The following is a 16,064-nucleotide window of genomic DNA, read 5'->3' as shown; positions in this document are numbered from 1 at the left end:
TTGGTGTAATAAAAAACCCTAACTACTTCAGTAATTAGGGTTTGATTTTGTAGCGAAGACGGGAGTTGAACCCGTGACCTCAGGGTTATGAATCCTGCGCTCTAACCGACTGAGCTACCTCGCCATTTCTGGAGTCGTTCATATCCTGAACGCGGGTGCAAATATAAAATTTTAATCATACGGAACAAATATAAAACGAAAAAAAATATTTTTTAAAAAAGCATTTTTTCGATATAATATTTATATATTTCACAAAAATTACAGACAGACAATGGACTTAAAATCACGATACGAATTAGAATTCCCTATTAACTCTTCCCCACAATTGTTATATCAGTATATATCAACACCTTCGGGTTTGTCGGAGTGGTTTGCAGACAATGTGAATTCAAGAGGGGAATACTTTACTTTTATCTGGAATGATTCAGAAGAAAATGCAAGGCTTTCATCAAAAAAGACCGGAGAGAAAATTAAATTTAGATGGATTGATGAAAATAAAAAGGATACTGACTATTTTTTTGAATTGCGTATACTTGAAGATGAGATAACAAAAGACGTCTCGCTAATGATTATCGATTTTGCGGAAGACAGTGAACTAGATGAAGCCAAACTTCTATGGGGAAATCAGATTTCAGATCTTAAACATGTAATTGGGTCTGTATAAAATTTGCTTTTAAGGCTTATATTTGCCTCAAATTTAATTCAGGGCTTTTCTTATGATAAATTTTAACGGTGAAATTCTTCCGGTTGCAACTAATTTATTGCAAAACAACCGCGCTTTCCTTTATGGAGATGGTGTTTTTGAAACGGTAAAAATCCGGGACAATAAAATTCTTTTTTTAGAAGATCATTATTTTAGATTGATGTCGGCGATGCGGATTCTCAGGATGGAGATTCCCATGAATTTTACCATGGAATTCCTTGAACAACAGATTTTGTCTATAGCTAATGCCAATCGGTGTTCCGTTTCTGCCAGAGCAAGAATAACCGTTTATAGAAACTCAGGTGGCAACTATTTGCCAGAGACAAATACAGTATCCTATTTGATTCATTCTTTTGCATTGGACGATAAGGTTTATTATATTGATAAAAAGCCTTATGAGATCGATTTATATAAAGATTATTATGTCACAAAACAATTGTTGTCCACTATAAAAACAACAAATAAGGCCATAAATATTGTAGGGAGTATTTTTGCAAAAGAGAATGATTTGGATAATTGCTTGCTGCTCAATGAAAGTAAAAATATAGTTGAAGCGCTTCAGGGAAATATTTTTATGCTGGTGGCAAATAAATTAATCACGCCACCCATTTCTGAAGGTTGTCTGAATGGTATTATGCGAAAGCAAATTTTAGCATTGGCAAAAAAAATGGGAAACATGGAAGTTGTCGAAGAGCCAATTTCTCCATTTGATCTTCAAAAAGCAGATGAATTATTTATTACTAATGTAATCAAAGGGATACAGCCTATAACTAAGTATAGAAAAAAGGAATATAAAACGGATTTAGCAAATCAATTACTGGCGCAATTGAACGCTTTGGTGCAGTTGTGTTAATTCAGTAACGGATTTTCGGGTGCATTAGACCATATGATGTAATCGCCACCTAATTCCAATATTTTTTCTCTCCAAAAATCCGTAGCCGATTTTCCAATAATTTTGTTCTGATATAGGTTTTCAGCAATTATCCAGGAATTCGACTGCATTTCATTTTCTAGTTGCTGTGCTTCCCAACCTGTGTATCCTAAAAAGAAGCGAATGTTATCTTTCTTTATTTTTCCTTCGTTGATGAGATTTTTTGTCAACTCAAAATCACCTCCCCAAAAGATTCCACTAGAAATTTCAATACTATCCGTAATTAATTCGGGTACATTGTGTATGAAGTACAGATTATCCTGCTCTACGGGACCTCCATTGTAAATTTTAAAATTTGCTTCAATATCAGGAACTAAATCATTGATAGTATATTTCAACGGTTTGTTAACGATGAAGCCTACAGAACCATCTTCATTATGCTCAGCTAATAGAATAACCGAACGGTTAAATGATAAATCACCAATTATAGAAGGTTCTGCTATGAGTAGTTGTCCTTTTTTTAATTTTTCTGAGGTCATTTTATTGTAATTTTTATTAAATTTAACACTATTTTTTTTAATTACACAAATAATTAGAAAAAAAATCAAAAAAAAAGTCCTCCGTTTGGAAGACTTTATTTATGGGAGATAAACTTAAACTAGTTTACTGAACCTTCTAATTCAGCACCTGCTTTAAATTTTACTACATTTTTTGCAGCAATTTGGATTGTATTTCCTGTTTGAGGATTTCTTCCGTCTCTGGCAGCTCTGTTAGAAACTGACCAAGAACCGAAACCTACTAAAGATACTCTACCACCTTTTTTCAAAGTACCACTTACATTACCTAAAAATGATTCTAAAGCTAATTTTGCAGCAGCTTTTGTAATTCCAGCGTCAGCAGCGATAGCATCGATTAATTCTGATTTATTCATAATAATAGTTATTAATTGTTGATTAAATATTATTTTACTCATAACAAATTTAATAGGAATTCCTTACTACACAACTGTTTTCGGGTGTTTTTAATCATTTTGTTAATAACTCCAATTATTTGTTAATAAAACGACTTGTTTTCATTGGAGATTTGTTCGTTTCAGTGTTTTAGCAACCTAACAAACATTCGCGTTTTCTGAAAAAAACATTCCATTTAGTAATTCTTGCGTTGTCATTTTCTTTTTTCCAGGGAATTGAAGACTCATTATTTGGAGTATTCCTCCTCTCACCCAAACTTTTAATTCCTTTTTATTTGAAACTACTTTGCCAATATTTTCTTGATGTTCCTCTTTATTGTATTGTGCTTCATAAATTTTCACATTCCATTCCTGATTGTTGTCTCTAAAAATACACCAAGCGGTTGGATAAGGAGAAAGTCCTCTAATAAGGTTGTGGATTTCATCCCCCGATTTCGACCAGTCAATTTTACAATTGTCCTTATCTAATTTATATGCGGTCTTAATTTCATGATCTTCTTTCTGAATAGTTGTAGTTACATTTCCGCTTTCAATTAAAGATAGCGTTTCAATGACTGTTTTGCTACCCAGATCCATTAATCTATCATGTAAATGTCCTGCATTTTCATTTTCAGAAATAGGAATTTCTGAACTCAAGATCATAGCTCCCGTATCAATTTTATCGTCAATAAAAAAAGTGGTGACACCAGTTTTGGTTTCTCCGTTTATGATAGCCCAATTTATGGGTGCTGCACCACGATAATTGGGCAGTAGCGAGGCATGAAGGTTGAATGTTCCTAATTTGGGCATTTCCCATACCACTTTTGGTAACATTCTAAAGGCAACCACAACTTGTAAATTCGCATTTAAGGTCTTTAATTCCTGTATGAAATTCTCGTCTTTTAAATTTGTGGGTTGCAATAAATGCAAGTTATTTGCTAATGCAAATTCTTTTACCGCTGAGTATTTTATTTTTTGTCCACGTCCCGCAGGTTTGTCAGCTGCAGTAATTACTCCAACGACTTCATAGTTATTTTTGATTATAGTGTCAAGAATGCCTACCGCAAATTCAGGAGTTCCCATAAATACAATTCGTAATTTCCTCATTATGATTTTATCGTATATTTATTATTTGTCATGACCATTATGGTATCGTTTTCCAATAATTTTTGCAATGTAAAGAGAATATCTGTGGGGTCATTTTTTGTTTTCGTTTGAATTTCTCTGGAGTTTAAATCAGTTATTTTTAAATGTTCCAGAATTTTTTCAGAAAGTGTTTTGGGATTGGTTTTTTTGTCTTTTTTGCCAATACAATTGGAGCAAATGCCACAATCAGTCTTAGTTACTTCTCCAAAATAATTCAAAATCAATTTGCTTCTGCAAACTTTTTTCTCCTGGATGTAATGTAAAACGGTCTTGAGTTGTTCTTTTTTTAAATTGTTTTGGTTTTCTAAATATTTAGAAACCCTATTTATGGTTCGCTCATCCTCACGAACTTCATTAAAAATCAATGTGGCATCATTGTTTTTAGACTGGTATTCAATAATTCCTTTTTCTTTTAATTTTTGTAAAATAGTCTGTATTTCAGTTACTTCATGATTTGATTTTTTTGCAATCAGTTGTAAATTGAAAGCCGTTTGTGTTTCATAAACCCCAGGATACGTTCTTAAAATGGCTAGAAGGATTTCTTCGTCATTGGGATTTAAACTGATGTAGCGAATGACCTCTTTGGACGGAATAAGGAATTGTATCGCTATTTTTTCTGAAAATTCCGGAGATAAATTCAGGATTCCCTGCCGATCCAGAAATTGCATGGCATTGTATGTTTTTAGTGTGGGAAAACCGTATTTCAAGCAAAAATGATTCAAATTAAAAGTGAATTGTTCATTGATTCCTTCTCCATAGGCAATTTGAAAATAATTACAAAGTTTGATATACATTTCATTCAAAAACTTCTTGTCTGGAAGAACGTTGATAAACTGATTTTCGGCTTGAATGCTGTCTGATGGACTGGTTAATACTACCGAAAATGCTTTTTCTCCATTTCGACCGCATCGACCGGCTTCTTGGTAGTAATTTTCAAGATTTTCGGGAAGTTGAATGTGAATTACCGTTTTTACATTGGCCTTGTCTATTCCCATCCCGAAAGCATTTGTTGCAATAATCACCTGAGCTTGTTCTGACATCCACAACTGCATGTTTTTATCTTTCTCTTTTGGCGTAAGTCCACCATGATAATAAGTTGCATTAAAGCCTAAGGACTTAAGTTGCTCGGCAACATCCAGGCATGATTTCCTATTGCGGACGTAAATGATAGACGGTTGCGGATTTTTTTTCAGGATTTGTTCGATTCGAAAGAGTTTGTCTTCGACCTCAAATACCATATAGGCAATATTGTCTCGAGCAAATGATTTCTGGAAAAAATCCGGATGATGCAAACCTAATTCAGCAATGATGTCGTCCTTAACTTTTGGAGTTGCGGTTGCTGTCAAAGCCAAAAAAGGTACTTTAGGAAAGTGATTTTTTAAACTTGAAATTTTTAAATAGGCAGGACGAAAATCATGTCCCCATTGGGATACACAATGTGCCTCATCAATGGCAATTAGGTTTAGGGGAAGGTTTTTTATTCGTTCTAAAATCCAATCAGATTGAAGGCGTTCTGGAGATAAATACAGAAATTTATAATTTCCGAACTCACAATTGTCTAAAAGATCAATCATTTCCTCCGATTTTATCCCTCCAGTTAAGGCAATGGCCTTAATGTCTCGTTTTTGTAAGTTGGCAACCTGATCTTTCATCAACGCTACTAAAGGAGAAATGACTAGGCAAATGCCATCCTTCATCATTGCAGGAACTTGAAAGCAAATTGATTTTCCACCGCCAGTTGGCATCAAAGCAAATGTATCTTTACCGTTCAAAACGGAATCAATAATTTCATTTTGCATCGACCTAAAGACGTCGTGTTTCCAGTATTTTTGAAGAATTTGTAACGCTGTCTGCATTATTTTTGTTTAAAGTTTGAGGATTATCAACTTTGATCCTTAAACTAAATTTGCTCTAAGATAAAAAGAATTCTCTTATCTACACTATCTTTTGGAACTTCAATGAGTTCGTAACCATAATTTTGATACGTTTCGGTAAGATGATAATAAATGAGTTTGGCTTGCTCATAATTTTCATATCGGGCGTCGTCACTTACATAAATTTCTTCCCAAGGCGGAAGAATAAAGATTTTTGAATAAATATGCTCTTTGCAAGCAGCATCAAAAAAAGCAGGGTAACTGTCTCCAATATAATGCATGTAGGCTAAAATATCGGGAATCCCTCTGTCGAGAAATACAATTTCGTGAGGTTCGTTTTGTGCGTTTTTAAACTGTTTTTTTCGACCTTCTAAAAGCAATTCGCTAAACAATAAAGGGTTTTCGAGAAAAAGCTGTTCAATACCTTGCTTTTTAGCCTCTAGAGTGACTTCACGAGAAATTTCAGGATAGCAACAATAGCCACTAGCTATCAATGTATCTATGATGGTTGTCTTACCTGTTCCTGGACCGCCAATAATAACAATAATTTCTTTCCGCACTTTTTACAAATAAGGAGCAAACTTACTCAAACTAATTGGGATTTGAAAAGATGTTTGAAGTTAAAAATTTAGAATTTGCCAAAAATTCATAATTCATAATTCATAATTCACATTTGAAACTGTATATTTGCTTTTATTTTAATTTAAGCATGGATAACAATAAAGAAAAAGAAACAGCTGAATTTTACGAAAGATTAAAAGTTGAGTTGGATATGAGCAATACTTGGCCAGCGGAATATCTGTTTAAGTTTATCGTGCCATCAGTTGATGATAACGTAATGCGAGTTGAAGAAGCCTTTGATTGCATGGGCGCAGTCATCAAAACAACCAAGTCTAAAACAGGAAAATTTACAAGCATATCCGTTGATGTGACCGTAAAAGATGCTCAAGAAATAATTGATAAGTATCAAGAAGTGTCCGTAATAAAAGGTATAGTTTCCCTATAAATATGAATTCAAAATATATAAAAGAAAATTCAAATGATGTTGTTTTTAATTTAGAATACAATTCTGAAAGACAACACCTAATCATTCCGGAATATGGTCGTCATTTGCAAAAATTGATAGACCAGGCTACCGCAATAGAAGATGACGTAGAGCGCAATAAAGTAGCTAAATATATCATTCAGGTTATGGGAAGTTTAAATCCCCATCTTCGTGACGTGCCTGATTTTCAGCATAAATTATGGGATCAACTCTTTATCATGTCTGATTTTAGATTGGTAGCCAATTCGCCTTATCCCATTCCATCACGGGAAGTTTTACAACTGAAACCCGATATTTTAAAATATCCGCAAAATTTTCCTAAATACAGGTATTATGGCAATAATATCAAATATATGATCGATGTTGCCAACAAGTGGGAAGAAGGCGAAATGAAAAATGCGCTGGTTAAAGTTATTGCCAATCACATGAAAAAATCATATCTAAGTTGGAACAAAGACACCGTAAAAGATGATGTCATTTTCGAACATTTACTGGAATTATCAGATGGCAAAATTAATTTGACCCAAAGTTCCGAAGAGCTTTTGAATACCACTGATTTGATGCGAACCAACAAACGCGTGTCTAATAAAATCATGCCAGCGGGACAACCAAAGATTGCTCCAAACAAACCGCTGAAAAAGAAGCCTTTTATAAAAAATAACAATCAGAAATAAAGTTCAATAGGTTCTTGCGATACGGTTTAAATAATTTTAAATCGTAAGTCGTATATCATAAATCGTATATTAAATAATGGGAACATTCAAAATCGAAGGCGGGATACGTCTAAAAGGTGAGATTACACCACAAGGCGCAAAAAATGAAGCATTACAAATCCTATGTGCCGTTCTTTTGACTTCAGAAAAAGTGACAATCAATAACATTCCTGACATTATTGATGTCAATAAATTGATTACCTTGTTAGGGAATTTAGGAGTAAAAATCCAAAAAAACGGGGAAAGCTCCATTACTTTTCAGGCAGATGACGTTAACGTTGGCTACCTCGAAACCGAAGCCTTTAAAAAAGAAGGCGGTTCTTTAAGAGGCTCCATTATGATTGTTGGACCGCTTTTGGCACGTTTCGGAAAAGGATATATTCCAAAACCAGGAGGGGATAAAATAGGAAGAAGAAGATTAGATACCCATTTTGAAGGATTCATAAATCTTGGAGCCAAATTTAGATACAATCGAGAAGATCATTTTTACGGAGTGGAAGCGCCAAAAGGCCTTACAGGAACTGACATGTTGCTAGACGAAGCTTCAGTAACCGGGACGGCAAACATTGTCATGGCAGCCGTTTTGGCAAAAGGAAAAACGACAGTCTATAATGCCGCTTGCGAACCCTATTTACAACAATTATGCAAGATGTTAAACTCCATGGGAGCAAAAATATCGGGAGTGGGTTCTAATTTATTGACCATTGAAGGAGTCGAAAAACTGGGAAGTTGTCAACATACAATTCTTCCGGATATGGTTGAAATAGGTTCTTGGATTGGATTGGCAGCCATGACAAAATCTGAAATAACCATTAAAAACGTAAGCTGGGAAAATCTCGGCCTTATCCCCAATACATTCAGAAAATTAGGGATAACGCTCGAAAAAAGAGGTGACGATATTTACATTCCGGCTCACGAAAATGGCTATGAAATTAAAACCGACATTGATGGTTCTATCCTTACCATTGCCGATGCGCCTTGGCCAGGATTTACCCCTGATTTATTGAGTATTGTTTTGGTAGTAGCTACCCAAGCAAAGGGTGACGTTTTGATACATCAAAAAATGTTTGAAAGCCGTTTGTTCTTTGTTGATAAGCTAATTGATATGGGTGCAAAAATTATGTTATGTGACCCGCACCGAGCGGTAGTTATGGGGCATGATTTTAAATCACAATTAAAAGCAACAACCATGTCATCACCAGATATCCGTGCGGGAATCTCGCTGCTTATTGCAGCACTTTCCGCAAAAGGAACAAGCACAATCCAAAATATAGAACAAATTGACAGAGGATATGAGCGAATTGATGAACGATTGAGAGCCATTGGAGCAAACATTGTCCGGGTATAATTAAGTCCTAATTTCACTATATTTACGCCCTAATGACGAACGAAGAAACTGCCGTAAAAGCAACCTATTTCAGTATTGTTGGCAATACAAGTCTTGCTATTATAAAGGGACTGGCAGGTATTTTTGGAAATTCGTATGCACTGATAGCCGATGCAATCGAGTCCACTACGGATATTTTTGCTTCTTTTTTAGTCTTGTTTGGAATTAAATATTCGAATAGGCCAGCAGATCAAAACCACCCCTACGGACACGGTCGAGCCGAGCCATTAATCACTTTTTTGGTAGTGGGTTTTTTAATTACTTCAGCCACGATTATTGGATATGAAAGTATTACTAACATTGGTACGTCTCATGAACTGCCAAAATCCTGGACACTTTATGTCCTTGGAGCTATAATCATCTGGAAAGAATATTCTTTTCGTTTGGTTATGAAGCGAAGTGTTGAAAGCAACAGTTCGTCTCTTAAAGCCGACGCTTGGCACCATAGAAGTGATGCTATAACCTCCGTTGCGGCATTTATAGGGATTTCAATTGCTTTAATTTTAGGAAAAGGGTACGAATCGGCGGATGATTGGGCAGCACTTTTTGCTGCGGGATTCATACTTTATAACAGTTATTTGATTTTTAGACCTGCCCTTGGGGAAATAATGGACGAACATTTATATGATGATTTGGTTATTGAAATCAGAAAGATATCCCATCAGGTTGAAGGCATAGTAGATACCGAAAAATGTTTTATCCGAAAAGCAGGAATGAAATATCATGTAGATCTTCATGCCATTGTTGACGGTAAAATTTCAGTAAAAGAAGGTCACGATTTGTCTCATAAACTCAAGGATACGTTGAGAGACGAAATTCCCGAATTGGGACATGTATTAATTCACATTGAACCCAGTAGATCTTAATCATAAATTTCATGATTGATTTTTTCTATACTTACCCTAATACATTCAAGAATTTCAATTCAAAAATTATTCTGTCACTTTGAAATCCATTTTGATTGTAACGAATATAATCCACTCGGAAGAATTTGAATTTTTCAAATTCCAGATTGTTTAAGCCAATAGTAGATTCATAATAGATTTTTGCATTTGGAATGCACAAATTATGGAATCTCAGGACTAAGTTGCTTTTAAGAAGGTTTAACATTTAATTCATATTGTCTTTTCTCATTAGTTGAGTTTCCTGTTAGAGGTATTTTCACAAGGATAGAAACTCCGGGAATTGGCATTCCTTAATTTCGTCAGTTACAATTCCTTTAATTTGTGTGAAGCTGGAAAATGAAATGAAAAGATATAAGAGCAAATAGAAATTATTCGTAGCCATTTTTTTGCACAAATATACATGGCTCAAAAAAGAAATCACAAATTTTTGTTATTTTACCTAATCAATCAAATAAGATATAATAGTTGATAAACTATAAAAAGGACAATAATGCCAATTCATAACTTTTTAATCCAAAGCCGAGTATAACGCCCTTGGCATTGCCGGAAATATAGGACTGATGTCTAAAGGATTCCCGAGAAAAGGTATTGGATATATGTACTTCGATTACTGGAGTTGTAATGGCCTTAATGACATCGCCAATCCCAACAGATGTGTGGGTATAAGCTCCGGCATTTAAAATAATTCCATCAAATGAAAAACCCACATCTTGTATTTTTGTAATTAATTCTCCTTCGATGTTACTTTGAAAATAAAGCAATTCCATTTGAGGGAATTTAATTTTTAAGGTTTCAAAATAGTCTTCAAAAGTTTGGCTGCCATAAACTTCCGGTTCGCGTTTTCCTAATAAGTTGAGGTTGGGGCCATTAATGATGATAATTTTCATTGCGTGTGTTTTTGTAAAAATAATAAAAAACAATATAGATTGATCAATAAATTTTTTAATTTTCTTACAAAATAAAATTGCCAAGTAAGAAATCGAGGCGGCTAGTGACGAAAAAGTATTCATTATTTAAATGAATACTCTAAGGACAATTGGATTACTCTGTTTGTTATATCGGAATCTTTTATCATATCGCTCAATCCTAAAACATAACGTCCTTGTATGAATACTGATTGGAAAAACGGATTCCTATAACCTCCAGTTGTACCAAAGTCAAATGATGATTGGGACATTTGATGAAACATTGTCATTTAGTAAAAAGACAAATTGCGAACCAACTCCATATGCATAATACTTTCGGAATCACATAAAATTTCATCAGAACAGGTGCCATAAAAAAATTATTATCGATGTATAAAACAGTGGAAATATCTGATTTTTCCATGATCAGAATACAAGAATTGGGGTTGAATGGACAAATTTGGGAATGCTTTAATTTCAACCAACATGACAAAGGACAAAGAGGCAACTGGTTTTTGTCATAATGTTTAGAGCTCCATCTAGGTCTGAGAAATTGATATTTGCCTTAAAATCGAATTTTACAACTTTAGGGAAAGTTCTATAAAAGCTCATTAAAAACTGAGTTGCGAAAATGATTGTTTTTTTCATAATAAATAATATATTTTATTACAGTTGCTGATTTGCTAATTTTAGTATTAAAATTCTTTTTTTTCGTAATTATTGTAAATTTAATCGCGATTCTTTTTGTTGATAAATGTGTTAATAAGTCTATTTTTTCGCATAAAAGAAAGTGTTAAAATTAATATATTTGACCATAACATTTAACAAAAAAACTTATGAAAAAAATTATTTTAACAGTAGCAGCAATATTCGCTTTCGGATTTGCAAATGCTCAAGACAAAGGGGGTTCTGACAAGAGTATGTCATTTGGAGCCAAAGCAGGTTTAAACATCGCCTCAATTACAAATTCTGATGGATCAAGTTCTTTAGTAGGATTTCATGTAGGTGGTTTTGCCGAATTTAAAGTAAGCGACAAATTTGCAGTACAGCCAGAATTATTGTATTCTGCCCAAGGTGCTAAATTTGATGGAGGGAAAATGAATTTAAGCTATATCAATATCCCAGTTATGGCTAAATATTATGTTGCCGATGCTTTTAGTTTAGAAGCAGGTCCTCAAATTGGTTTTTTAATGTCTGCTAAAGTAAAAGCAGATGGTGGTGGTAGTGCAGATGTTAAAGAATTTTTTAAATCAACTGATTTCGGAGTAAATTTCGGAGCGGGTTATGAATTTACAGAAAATCTTTCTGCAGGACTTAGATACAATTTAGGTTTAGCTCAAGTTCAAAAAGAGTTGGCTACAGGAGAATCTGCGTCTCACAATTCAGTTATCCAAATATCTTTAGGTTACAAATTCTAATCTAAAATTTATTTTGCAACATTCAAAACCTTCCCTTGCGGGAAGGTTTTTTTTTGATAGTTATGGTTTTGTTGGATGAAATGTTTTTTAGGCTTATTCTTTTTAGGTTTATTTTTATTGAATTAAATTTTTTATTCGCTTTTAATCTTGGAATATTTTAATAGTTCAAACTTATTTTGTAGGTTATTAATTGTTAAAAATAGGTTCACTAAAAAAAGAAAATACATCACTAAATTTAGTGATAAAAAAAATAGTAGTCAATTGTAAGTCAGGTGTTTGTTGTTTGTTCTGTTGTTTTTTGTCAAAAATGACTTTTTATTTTTGTGTTGATTTTTTTGATTTTTAATTAATATATATTTAGGTTTGAAATATAAATTTTAACAAAATAGAATTAATTATGAAACAAATTATTTTATCCGTAGTAGCATTATTGGCTTTTGGAATGGCAAATGCTCAGGACAAAAAAGAAACAAGAGAAGGTTTCGGTAAAGGAGACTTATTTATTTCAGGAGGGGTATCGTATGGTTCCTCGAATGACAAAAGTGCAGAAGTCAAAACATCTGGATTCGAAATCGCTCCCAAAGTTGGTTTCTTCGTAACAGAAAAGATTGCTATTGGTGCTAGACTTGGTTTTACTACAAATAAAGTAGAAGATCATAATGTTACCACAGTTGATGGGAATACATTTGCTATGGGCGTTTTTGGTAGATACTATTGTACTCCGGCAGATAAATTTTCCGTGTTTACTAATTTAGGATTTGATTACAGTTCTTCAAAAAACAAATTAGCCCCTAGTAGTAGTGATAAACTAAATGGTTTTGAAATTGGTTTACAACCTGGGGTTAGTTATTTTCTTTCTAAATGTTTTGCAATGGAAGCAACTTATGGTAATTTAGGATATCAAACTGAAAAATCGAATGCAAGTGGAGCTAAGTCTACGGGCACTTTCGGTATAGATTTAGACTTAAGAAGCATTAGTTTCGGTTTGGTTTACAAATTGTAATACTATAAAATAATTATTATAAACCTTCCCGTTTCGGAAGGTTTTTTTATGCCCAAAAATGTCTTTACTTTGTAAAATGAACTGGAAAACTTACATCAAGAGTTATCAATCCTATTTGAAGATTGAACGCGGTTTGTCTAAAAATACTATCGAGAATTATTCTTTCGATGTGGAGCGATTGTGCTTTTTTTTAGAGGAAAACCAAATAGTGATTTCTCCAATTAAAATTTCGGAAGAAACGCTGCAACAATTCATTTATAGTGTTTCTAAAGAAGTGAATGCCCGTTCCCAATCAAGAATTATTTCTGGGTTGAAAAGTTTTTTTTCCTATATGATTTTTGAAGATTACAGGGCCGATAATCCTTTAGAATTAATTGAAGCACCAAGGATTGGTAGAAAACTTCCAGACACATTATCGGTTCAGGAAATAGACCAACTCATAGCCGCCATTGATTTGAGTTCTCCTGAAGGGGAGCGCAATCGTGCCATTCTGGAAACACTTTACGGTTGTGGGCTTCGGGTTTCAGAACTGGTTTCCTTAAAAATATCGGATTTGTATTTTAAGGAAGGCTTTATCAAGATTACGGGAAAAGGAAACAAACAGCGTTTTGTTCCAATAGGTAAAGTAACCCAAAAGTATATCGAAATATATAAAGATTCCATTCGTTTAAATCTTCATATTCAAAAAGGGCATGAAGATACGGTGTTCTTGAATAGGAGAGGAAGGCAGTTGACAAGAGCAATGATTTTTACGATTATCAAGGAGCTGGCTTTTAAAATAAATTTGAATAAAGCCATTAGCCCTCATACCTTTAGGCATTCCTTTGCAACTCATCTTCTGGAGAACGGTGCCGACCTACGATCCATACAATTGATGCTCGGGCATGAATCCATTACTACTACAGAAATCTATGTGCATTTAGACAGGCGACATTTAACTCAAATAATGAATACCTTTCATCCGAGAAAATAGAATTATTGAAGGAGAGGTCAAAAAAAAATGATTAGCTAAGGGGCTAATCATTTTTTTTAACAAATATAAGATTTCTTCCTCTTTTGGAAGACAAGAATGGATTACTTGGCTATATTTACCGCCCTAGTTTCTCTTATTACAGTTACTTTCACTTGTCCGGGATACGTCATTTCGGTTTGAATTTTTTGTGAAATTTCAAATGATAGACTGGCGGCATTATCATCAGATACTTTTTCGCTTTCTACAATGACACGTAATTCTCTACCGGCCTGAATAGCGTAAGCATTTTTAACGCCTGTAAAACCATAAGCGACTTCTTCTAAGTCTTTTAAACGTTGAATATACGAATCTAACACTTGACGTCTCGCGCCCGGTCTCGCGCCAGATATGGCATCACAAACCTGAACTATTGGAGATAATAACGATTTCATTTCAATTTCGTCGTGGTGGGCTCCAATGGCATTGCAAACCTCTTCTTTCTCGCCATATTTTTCTGCCCATTGCATTCCTAACAATGCGTGTGGTAAGTCGCTTTCGGTATCTGGGACTTTACCAATATCGTGAAGTAAACCAGCTCTTTTTGCCAGTTTAACGTTCAATCCCAATTCAGCAGCCATAATCCCACACAATTTAGAAACTTCACGCGAGTGTTGCAATAAGTTTTGACCGTATGAAGAACGGTATTTCATTCTTCCTACTACTTTTATCAATTCGGGATGTAAAGCGTGAATTCCTAAATCGATAACGGTACGTTTACCCACTTCAATAATTTCATCGTCAATTTGTTTGGCAGTTTTGGCAACCACTTCTTCAATTCGCGCAGGGTGAATTCTTCCGTCAGTAACCAATTTGTGTAAAGATAATCGAGCAATTTCTCTACGAACTGGATCAAAACAAGAAAGGATAATGGCTTCAGGAGTGTCGTCAACAATAATCTCTACACCAGTCGCTGCTTCAAGCGCACGAATGTTTCGTCCTTCACGTCCTATGATTCGTCCTTTTACATCGTCTGATTCAATGTTAAATACCGAAACGCAGTTTTCAACCGCTTCCTCGGTTCCAATTCTTTGAATGGTATTGATAATGATTTTCTTAGCTTCTTGTTGGGCCGTAAGTTTGGCTTCCTCAATAGTATCTTGAATATGAGCCATTGCCTTTGTTTTGGCTTCAGCTTTTAAACCTTCCATGAGTTGTTCTTTGGCATCCTCGGCAGATAAACCAGAGAGCACTTCCAACTGATTTAATTGGCTTTTGTGCATTTTCTCTACCTCGTGTTGTTTCTTTTCTAAAAGTTCTATTTTAGAATTGTATTCCTTAGTTTTTGCTTCAAAATCATCGTTGACCTTTTTTGCTTTTGCCAATTCATTGGAAACCAAAGATTCTTTGTCTCTAGTCCTTTTTTCAACTTCGGCCACTTTTTTGTCTCGGGAAAGAATAACTTGTTCGTGCTCCGCTTTTAGTTCAATAAATTTTTCTTTTGCTTGAAGAATTTTATCTTTTTTAGTGTTTTCGGCCTGGAAATTGGCTTCTTTTAAAATTGATACCGCTTCTTTTTTAGCGTTTTTAATCAAATTGGAAACGTTGCGTTTTTCAATGAATTTCGAGATGGCAAAACCACCTGCAACGCCAACGATTCCTGTAATAAATATTAATAATGTACTGTCCATTGTTTGTTAAAATTTGTGTATAAAAAAACCTACATTAGTGGATTGAATAAACTCGATAGGACAAGTTTTGAGCTAACTCACTGTTCAAGTTTCCTCGCCGGAGCGTGGCATGCTTTAGTAGTGATGATTTGCTCATTCTAAATTGTTAGTGTTGAGTTTACCAAATATGAACTAATGTAGGCAGTATTTTAGTTTATGTATAAGAACGTAATTACTTGTCGAGATAACGACTCAATAAATCATTAATTTTTTTAATTCTCTCAATGGTTTCTTTTCCGTCGATTGAATTGTCAATTTGTTTTTGTTCCAATTGTGAAGCAAATTGCAAAGCACACATGGCCAATACATCTTGTTTGTCACGAACAGCATAATTTTCTTCAAATTGCTTAATCATCACATCAATTTTTTTGGAAGCGCTTCGCAGTCCTTCCTCCTGAGACAATTCTACCGTTAACGGATAAACTCTGTCTGCAATTGATAATTTAATTTTAAGCTTTTCGTCCAT

At 34.3% G+C, this 16,064-nt stretch carries 19 protein-coding genes and 1 tRNA gene; 9 read left to right on the top strand and 11 right to left on the bottom strand.

Annotated elements, in window-relative coordinates; genetic code table 11:
- Positions 1 to 50: 50 nt before the first annotated feature.
- Positions 51 to 124, bottom strand: a tRNA-Met gene (locus DB895_RS07550).
- Between the two features lie 147 nt (positions 125 to 271).
- Here DB895_RS07550 and DB895_RS07545 point away from each other — a divergent pair.
- Positions 272 to 664: an START-like domain-containing protein gene (locus DB895_RS07545; RefSeq protein WP_116724751.1), complete on the top strand. Its 393-nt coding sequence runs from the start codon at positions 272 to 274 to the stop codon at positions 662 to 664.
- A 52-nt stretch (positions 665 to 716) separates the two neighbouring features.
- Positions 717 to 1,556: an aminotransferase class IV gene (locus DB895_RS07540; RefSeq protein ID WP_116724750.1), complete on the top strand. Its 840-nt coding sequence runs from the start codon at positions 717 to 719 to the stop codon at positions 1,554 to 1,556.
- Here the strand turns inward: DB895_RS07540 and DB895_RS07535 are convergent.
- The 5 genes from DB895_RS07535 to DB895_RS07515 all read right to left on the bottom strand — a co-directional run bounded on the left by DB895_RS07535 (position 1,553) and on the right by DB895_RS07515 (position 6,103).
- Positions 1,553 to 2,113, bottom strand: coding sequence for a YqgE/AlgH family protein (locus DB895_RS07535; RefSeq protein ID WP_116724764.1), 561 nt, complete (start codon positions 2,111 to 2,113; stop codon positions 1,553 to 1,555). The genes DB895_RS07540 and DB895_RS07535 overlap by 4 nt on opposite strands.
- 119 nt (positions 2,114 to 2,232) lie before the next feature.
- Positions 2,233 to 2,505 (bottom strand): HU family DNA-binding protein, encoded by a 273-nt coding sequence (locus DB895_RS07530; protein ID WP_116724749.1) that lies wholly within the window; start codon positions 2,503 to 2,505, stop codon positions 2,233 to 2,235.
- Positions 2,506 to 2,682: 177 nt separating this feature from the next.
- Entirely contained in the window at positions 2,683 to 3,630 is a 948-nt protein-coding gene (gene fmt, locus DB895_RS07525; protein WP_116724748.1) for a methionyl-tRNA formyltransferase, read from the bottom strand.
- Entirely contained in the window at positions 3,630 to 5,525 is a 1,896-nt protein-coding gene (locus DB895_RS07520; RefSeq protein ID WP_116724747.1) for a RecQ family ATP-dependent DNA helicase, read from the bottom strand. Before DB895_RS07520 ends, fmt begins: the two co-directional genes overlap by 1 nt.
- 44 nt (positions 5,526 to 5,569) lie before the next feature.
- The gene (locus tag DB895_RS07515; RefSeq protein ID WP_116724746.1) at positions 5,570 to 6,103 is read right to left on the bottom strand and encodes an AAA family ATPase; all 534 of its coding nucleotides are present in this window, start codon (positions 6,101 to 6,103) and stop codon (positions 5,570 to 5,572) included.
- 149 nt (positions 6,104 to 6,252) lie between these two features.
- Between DB895_RS07515 and DB895_RS07510 the strand changes: the two genes are divergently transcribed.
- From DB895_RS07510 to DB895_RS07495, 4 genes are all read left to right on the top strand, one after another.
- A complete protein-coding gene (locus DB895_RS07510; RefSeq protein WP_116724745.1) occupies positions 6,253 to 6,549 on the top strand; it encodes a DUF493 family protein in 297 nt (98 codons plus the stop codon).
- Between the two features lie 2 nt (positions 6,550 to 6,551).
- The gene (locus DB895_RS07505) at positions 6,552 to 7,262 is read left to right on the top strand and encodes a DUF4290 domain-containing protein (RefSeq protein ID WP_116724744.1); all 711 of its coding nucleotides are present in this window, start codon (positions 6,552 to 6,554) and stop codon (positions 7,260 to 7,262) included.
- Positions 7,263 to 7,338: 76 nt separating this feature from the next.
- Positions 7,339 to 8,649, top strand: coding sequence for a UDP-N-acetylglucosamine 1-carboxyvinyltransferase (gene murA, locus DB895_RS07500; RefSeq protein ID WP_116724743.1), 1,311 nt, complete (start codon positions 7,339 to 7,341; stop codon positions 8,647 to 8,649).
- A gap of 32 nt (positions 8,650 to 8,681) precedes the next feature.
- The gene (locus tag DB895_RS07495) at positions 8,682 to 9,554 is read left to right on the top strand and encodes a cation diffusion facilitator family transporter (RefSeq protein ID WP_116724742.1); all 873 of its coding nucleotides are present in this window, start codon (positions 8,682 to 8,684) and stop codon (positions 9,552 to 9,554) included.
- A gap of 31 nt (positions 9,555 to 9,585) precedes the next feature.
- On the opposite strand, the gene DB895_RS14195 is transcribed toward DB895_RS07495, so the two are convergent.
- The 3 genes from DB895_RS14195 to DB895_RS14270 form a co-directional block, all read right to left on the bottom strand.
- Entirely contained in the window at positions 9,586 to 9,798 is a 213-nt protein-coding gene (locus DB895_RS14195) for a hypothetical protein (RefSeq protein WP_133242657.1), read from the bottom strand.
- Between the two features lie 268 nt (positions 9,799 to 10,066).
- Positions 10,067 to 10,480: a type II 3-dehydroquinate dehydratase gene (gene aroQ, locus DB895_RS07490; protein ID WP_116724763.1), complete on the bottom strand. Its 414-nt coding sequence runs from the start codon at positions 10,478 to 10,480 to the stop codon at positions 10,067 to 10,069.
- A 122-nt stretch (positions 10,481 to 10,602) separates the two neighbouring features.
- Positions 10,603 to 10,770, bottom strand: coding sequence for a hypothetical protein (locus DB895_RS14270; RefSeq protein WP_166426947.1), 168 nt, complete (start codon positions 10,768 to 10,770; stop codon positions 10,603 to 10,605).
- A 564-nt stretch (positions 10,771 to 11,334) separates the two neighbouring features.
- Here DB895_RS14270 and DB895_RS07480 point away from each other — a divergent pair.
- The 3 genes from DB895_RS07480 to xerD all read left to right on the top strand — a co-directional run bounded on the left by DB895_RS07480 (position 11,335) and on the right by xerD (position 13,892).
- The gene (locus DB895_RS07480; RefSeq protein ID WP_116724740.1) at positions 11,335 to 11,916 is read left to right on the top strand and encodes a porin family protein; all 582 of its coding nucleotides are present in this window, start codon (positions 11,335 to 11,337) and stop codon (positions 11,914 to 11,916) included.
- Positions 11,917 to 12,313: 397 nt separating this feature from the next.
- Positions 12,314 to 12,919, top strand: a complete 606-nt coding sequence (locus tag DB895_RS07475; protein WP_116724739.1) for an outer membrane beta-barrel protein — start codon at positions 12,314 to 12,316, stop codon at positions 12,917 to 12,919.
- Between the two features lie 76 nt (positions 12,920 to 12,995).
- Complete coding sequence (gene xerD, locus DB895_RS07470; protein WP_116724738.1) at positions 12,996 to 13,892, top strand: site-specific tyrosine recombinase XerD; 897 nt, start codon at positions 12,996 to 12,998, stop codon at positions 13,890 to 13,892.
- A gap of 101 nt (positions 13,893 to 13,993) precedes the next feature.
- Here xerD and rny read toward each other — a convergent pair whose 3' ends face one another.
- Both rny and DB895_RS07460 read right to left on the bottom strand, forming a co-directional pair.
- On the bottom strand, positions 13,994 to 15,559 hold the full coding sequence (gene rny / locus DB895_RS07465) for a ribonuclease Y (protein WP_116724737.1): 1,566 nt from the start codon (positions 15,557 to 15,559) through the stop codon (positions 13,994 to 13,996).
- A 211-nt stretch (positions 15,560 to 15,770) separates the two neighbouring features.
- Positions 15,771 to 16,064 (bottom strand): cell division protein ZapA, encoded by a 294-nt coding sequence (locus tag DB895_RS07460; RefSeq protein WP_116724736.1) that lies wholly within the window; start codon positions 16,062 to 16,064, stop codon positions 15,771 to 15,773.

The organism is Flavobacterium psychrotolerans, assembly GCF_003097635.1.
Lineage (GTDB): Bacteria > Bacteroidota > Bacteroidia > Flavobacteriales > Flavobacteriaceae > Flavobacterium > Flavobacterium psychrotolerans.
The sequence above is the reverse complement of the archived record's forward strand: the minus strand, read 5'-3'. Positions and strand labels throughout refer to the sequence as shown.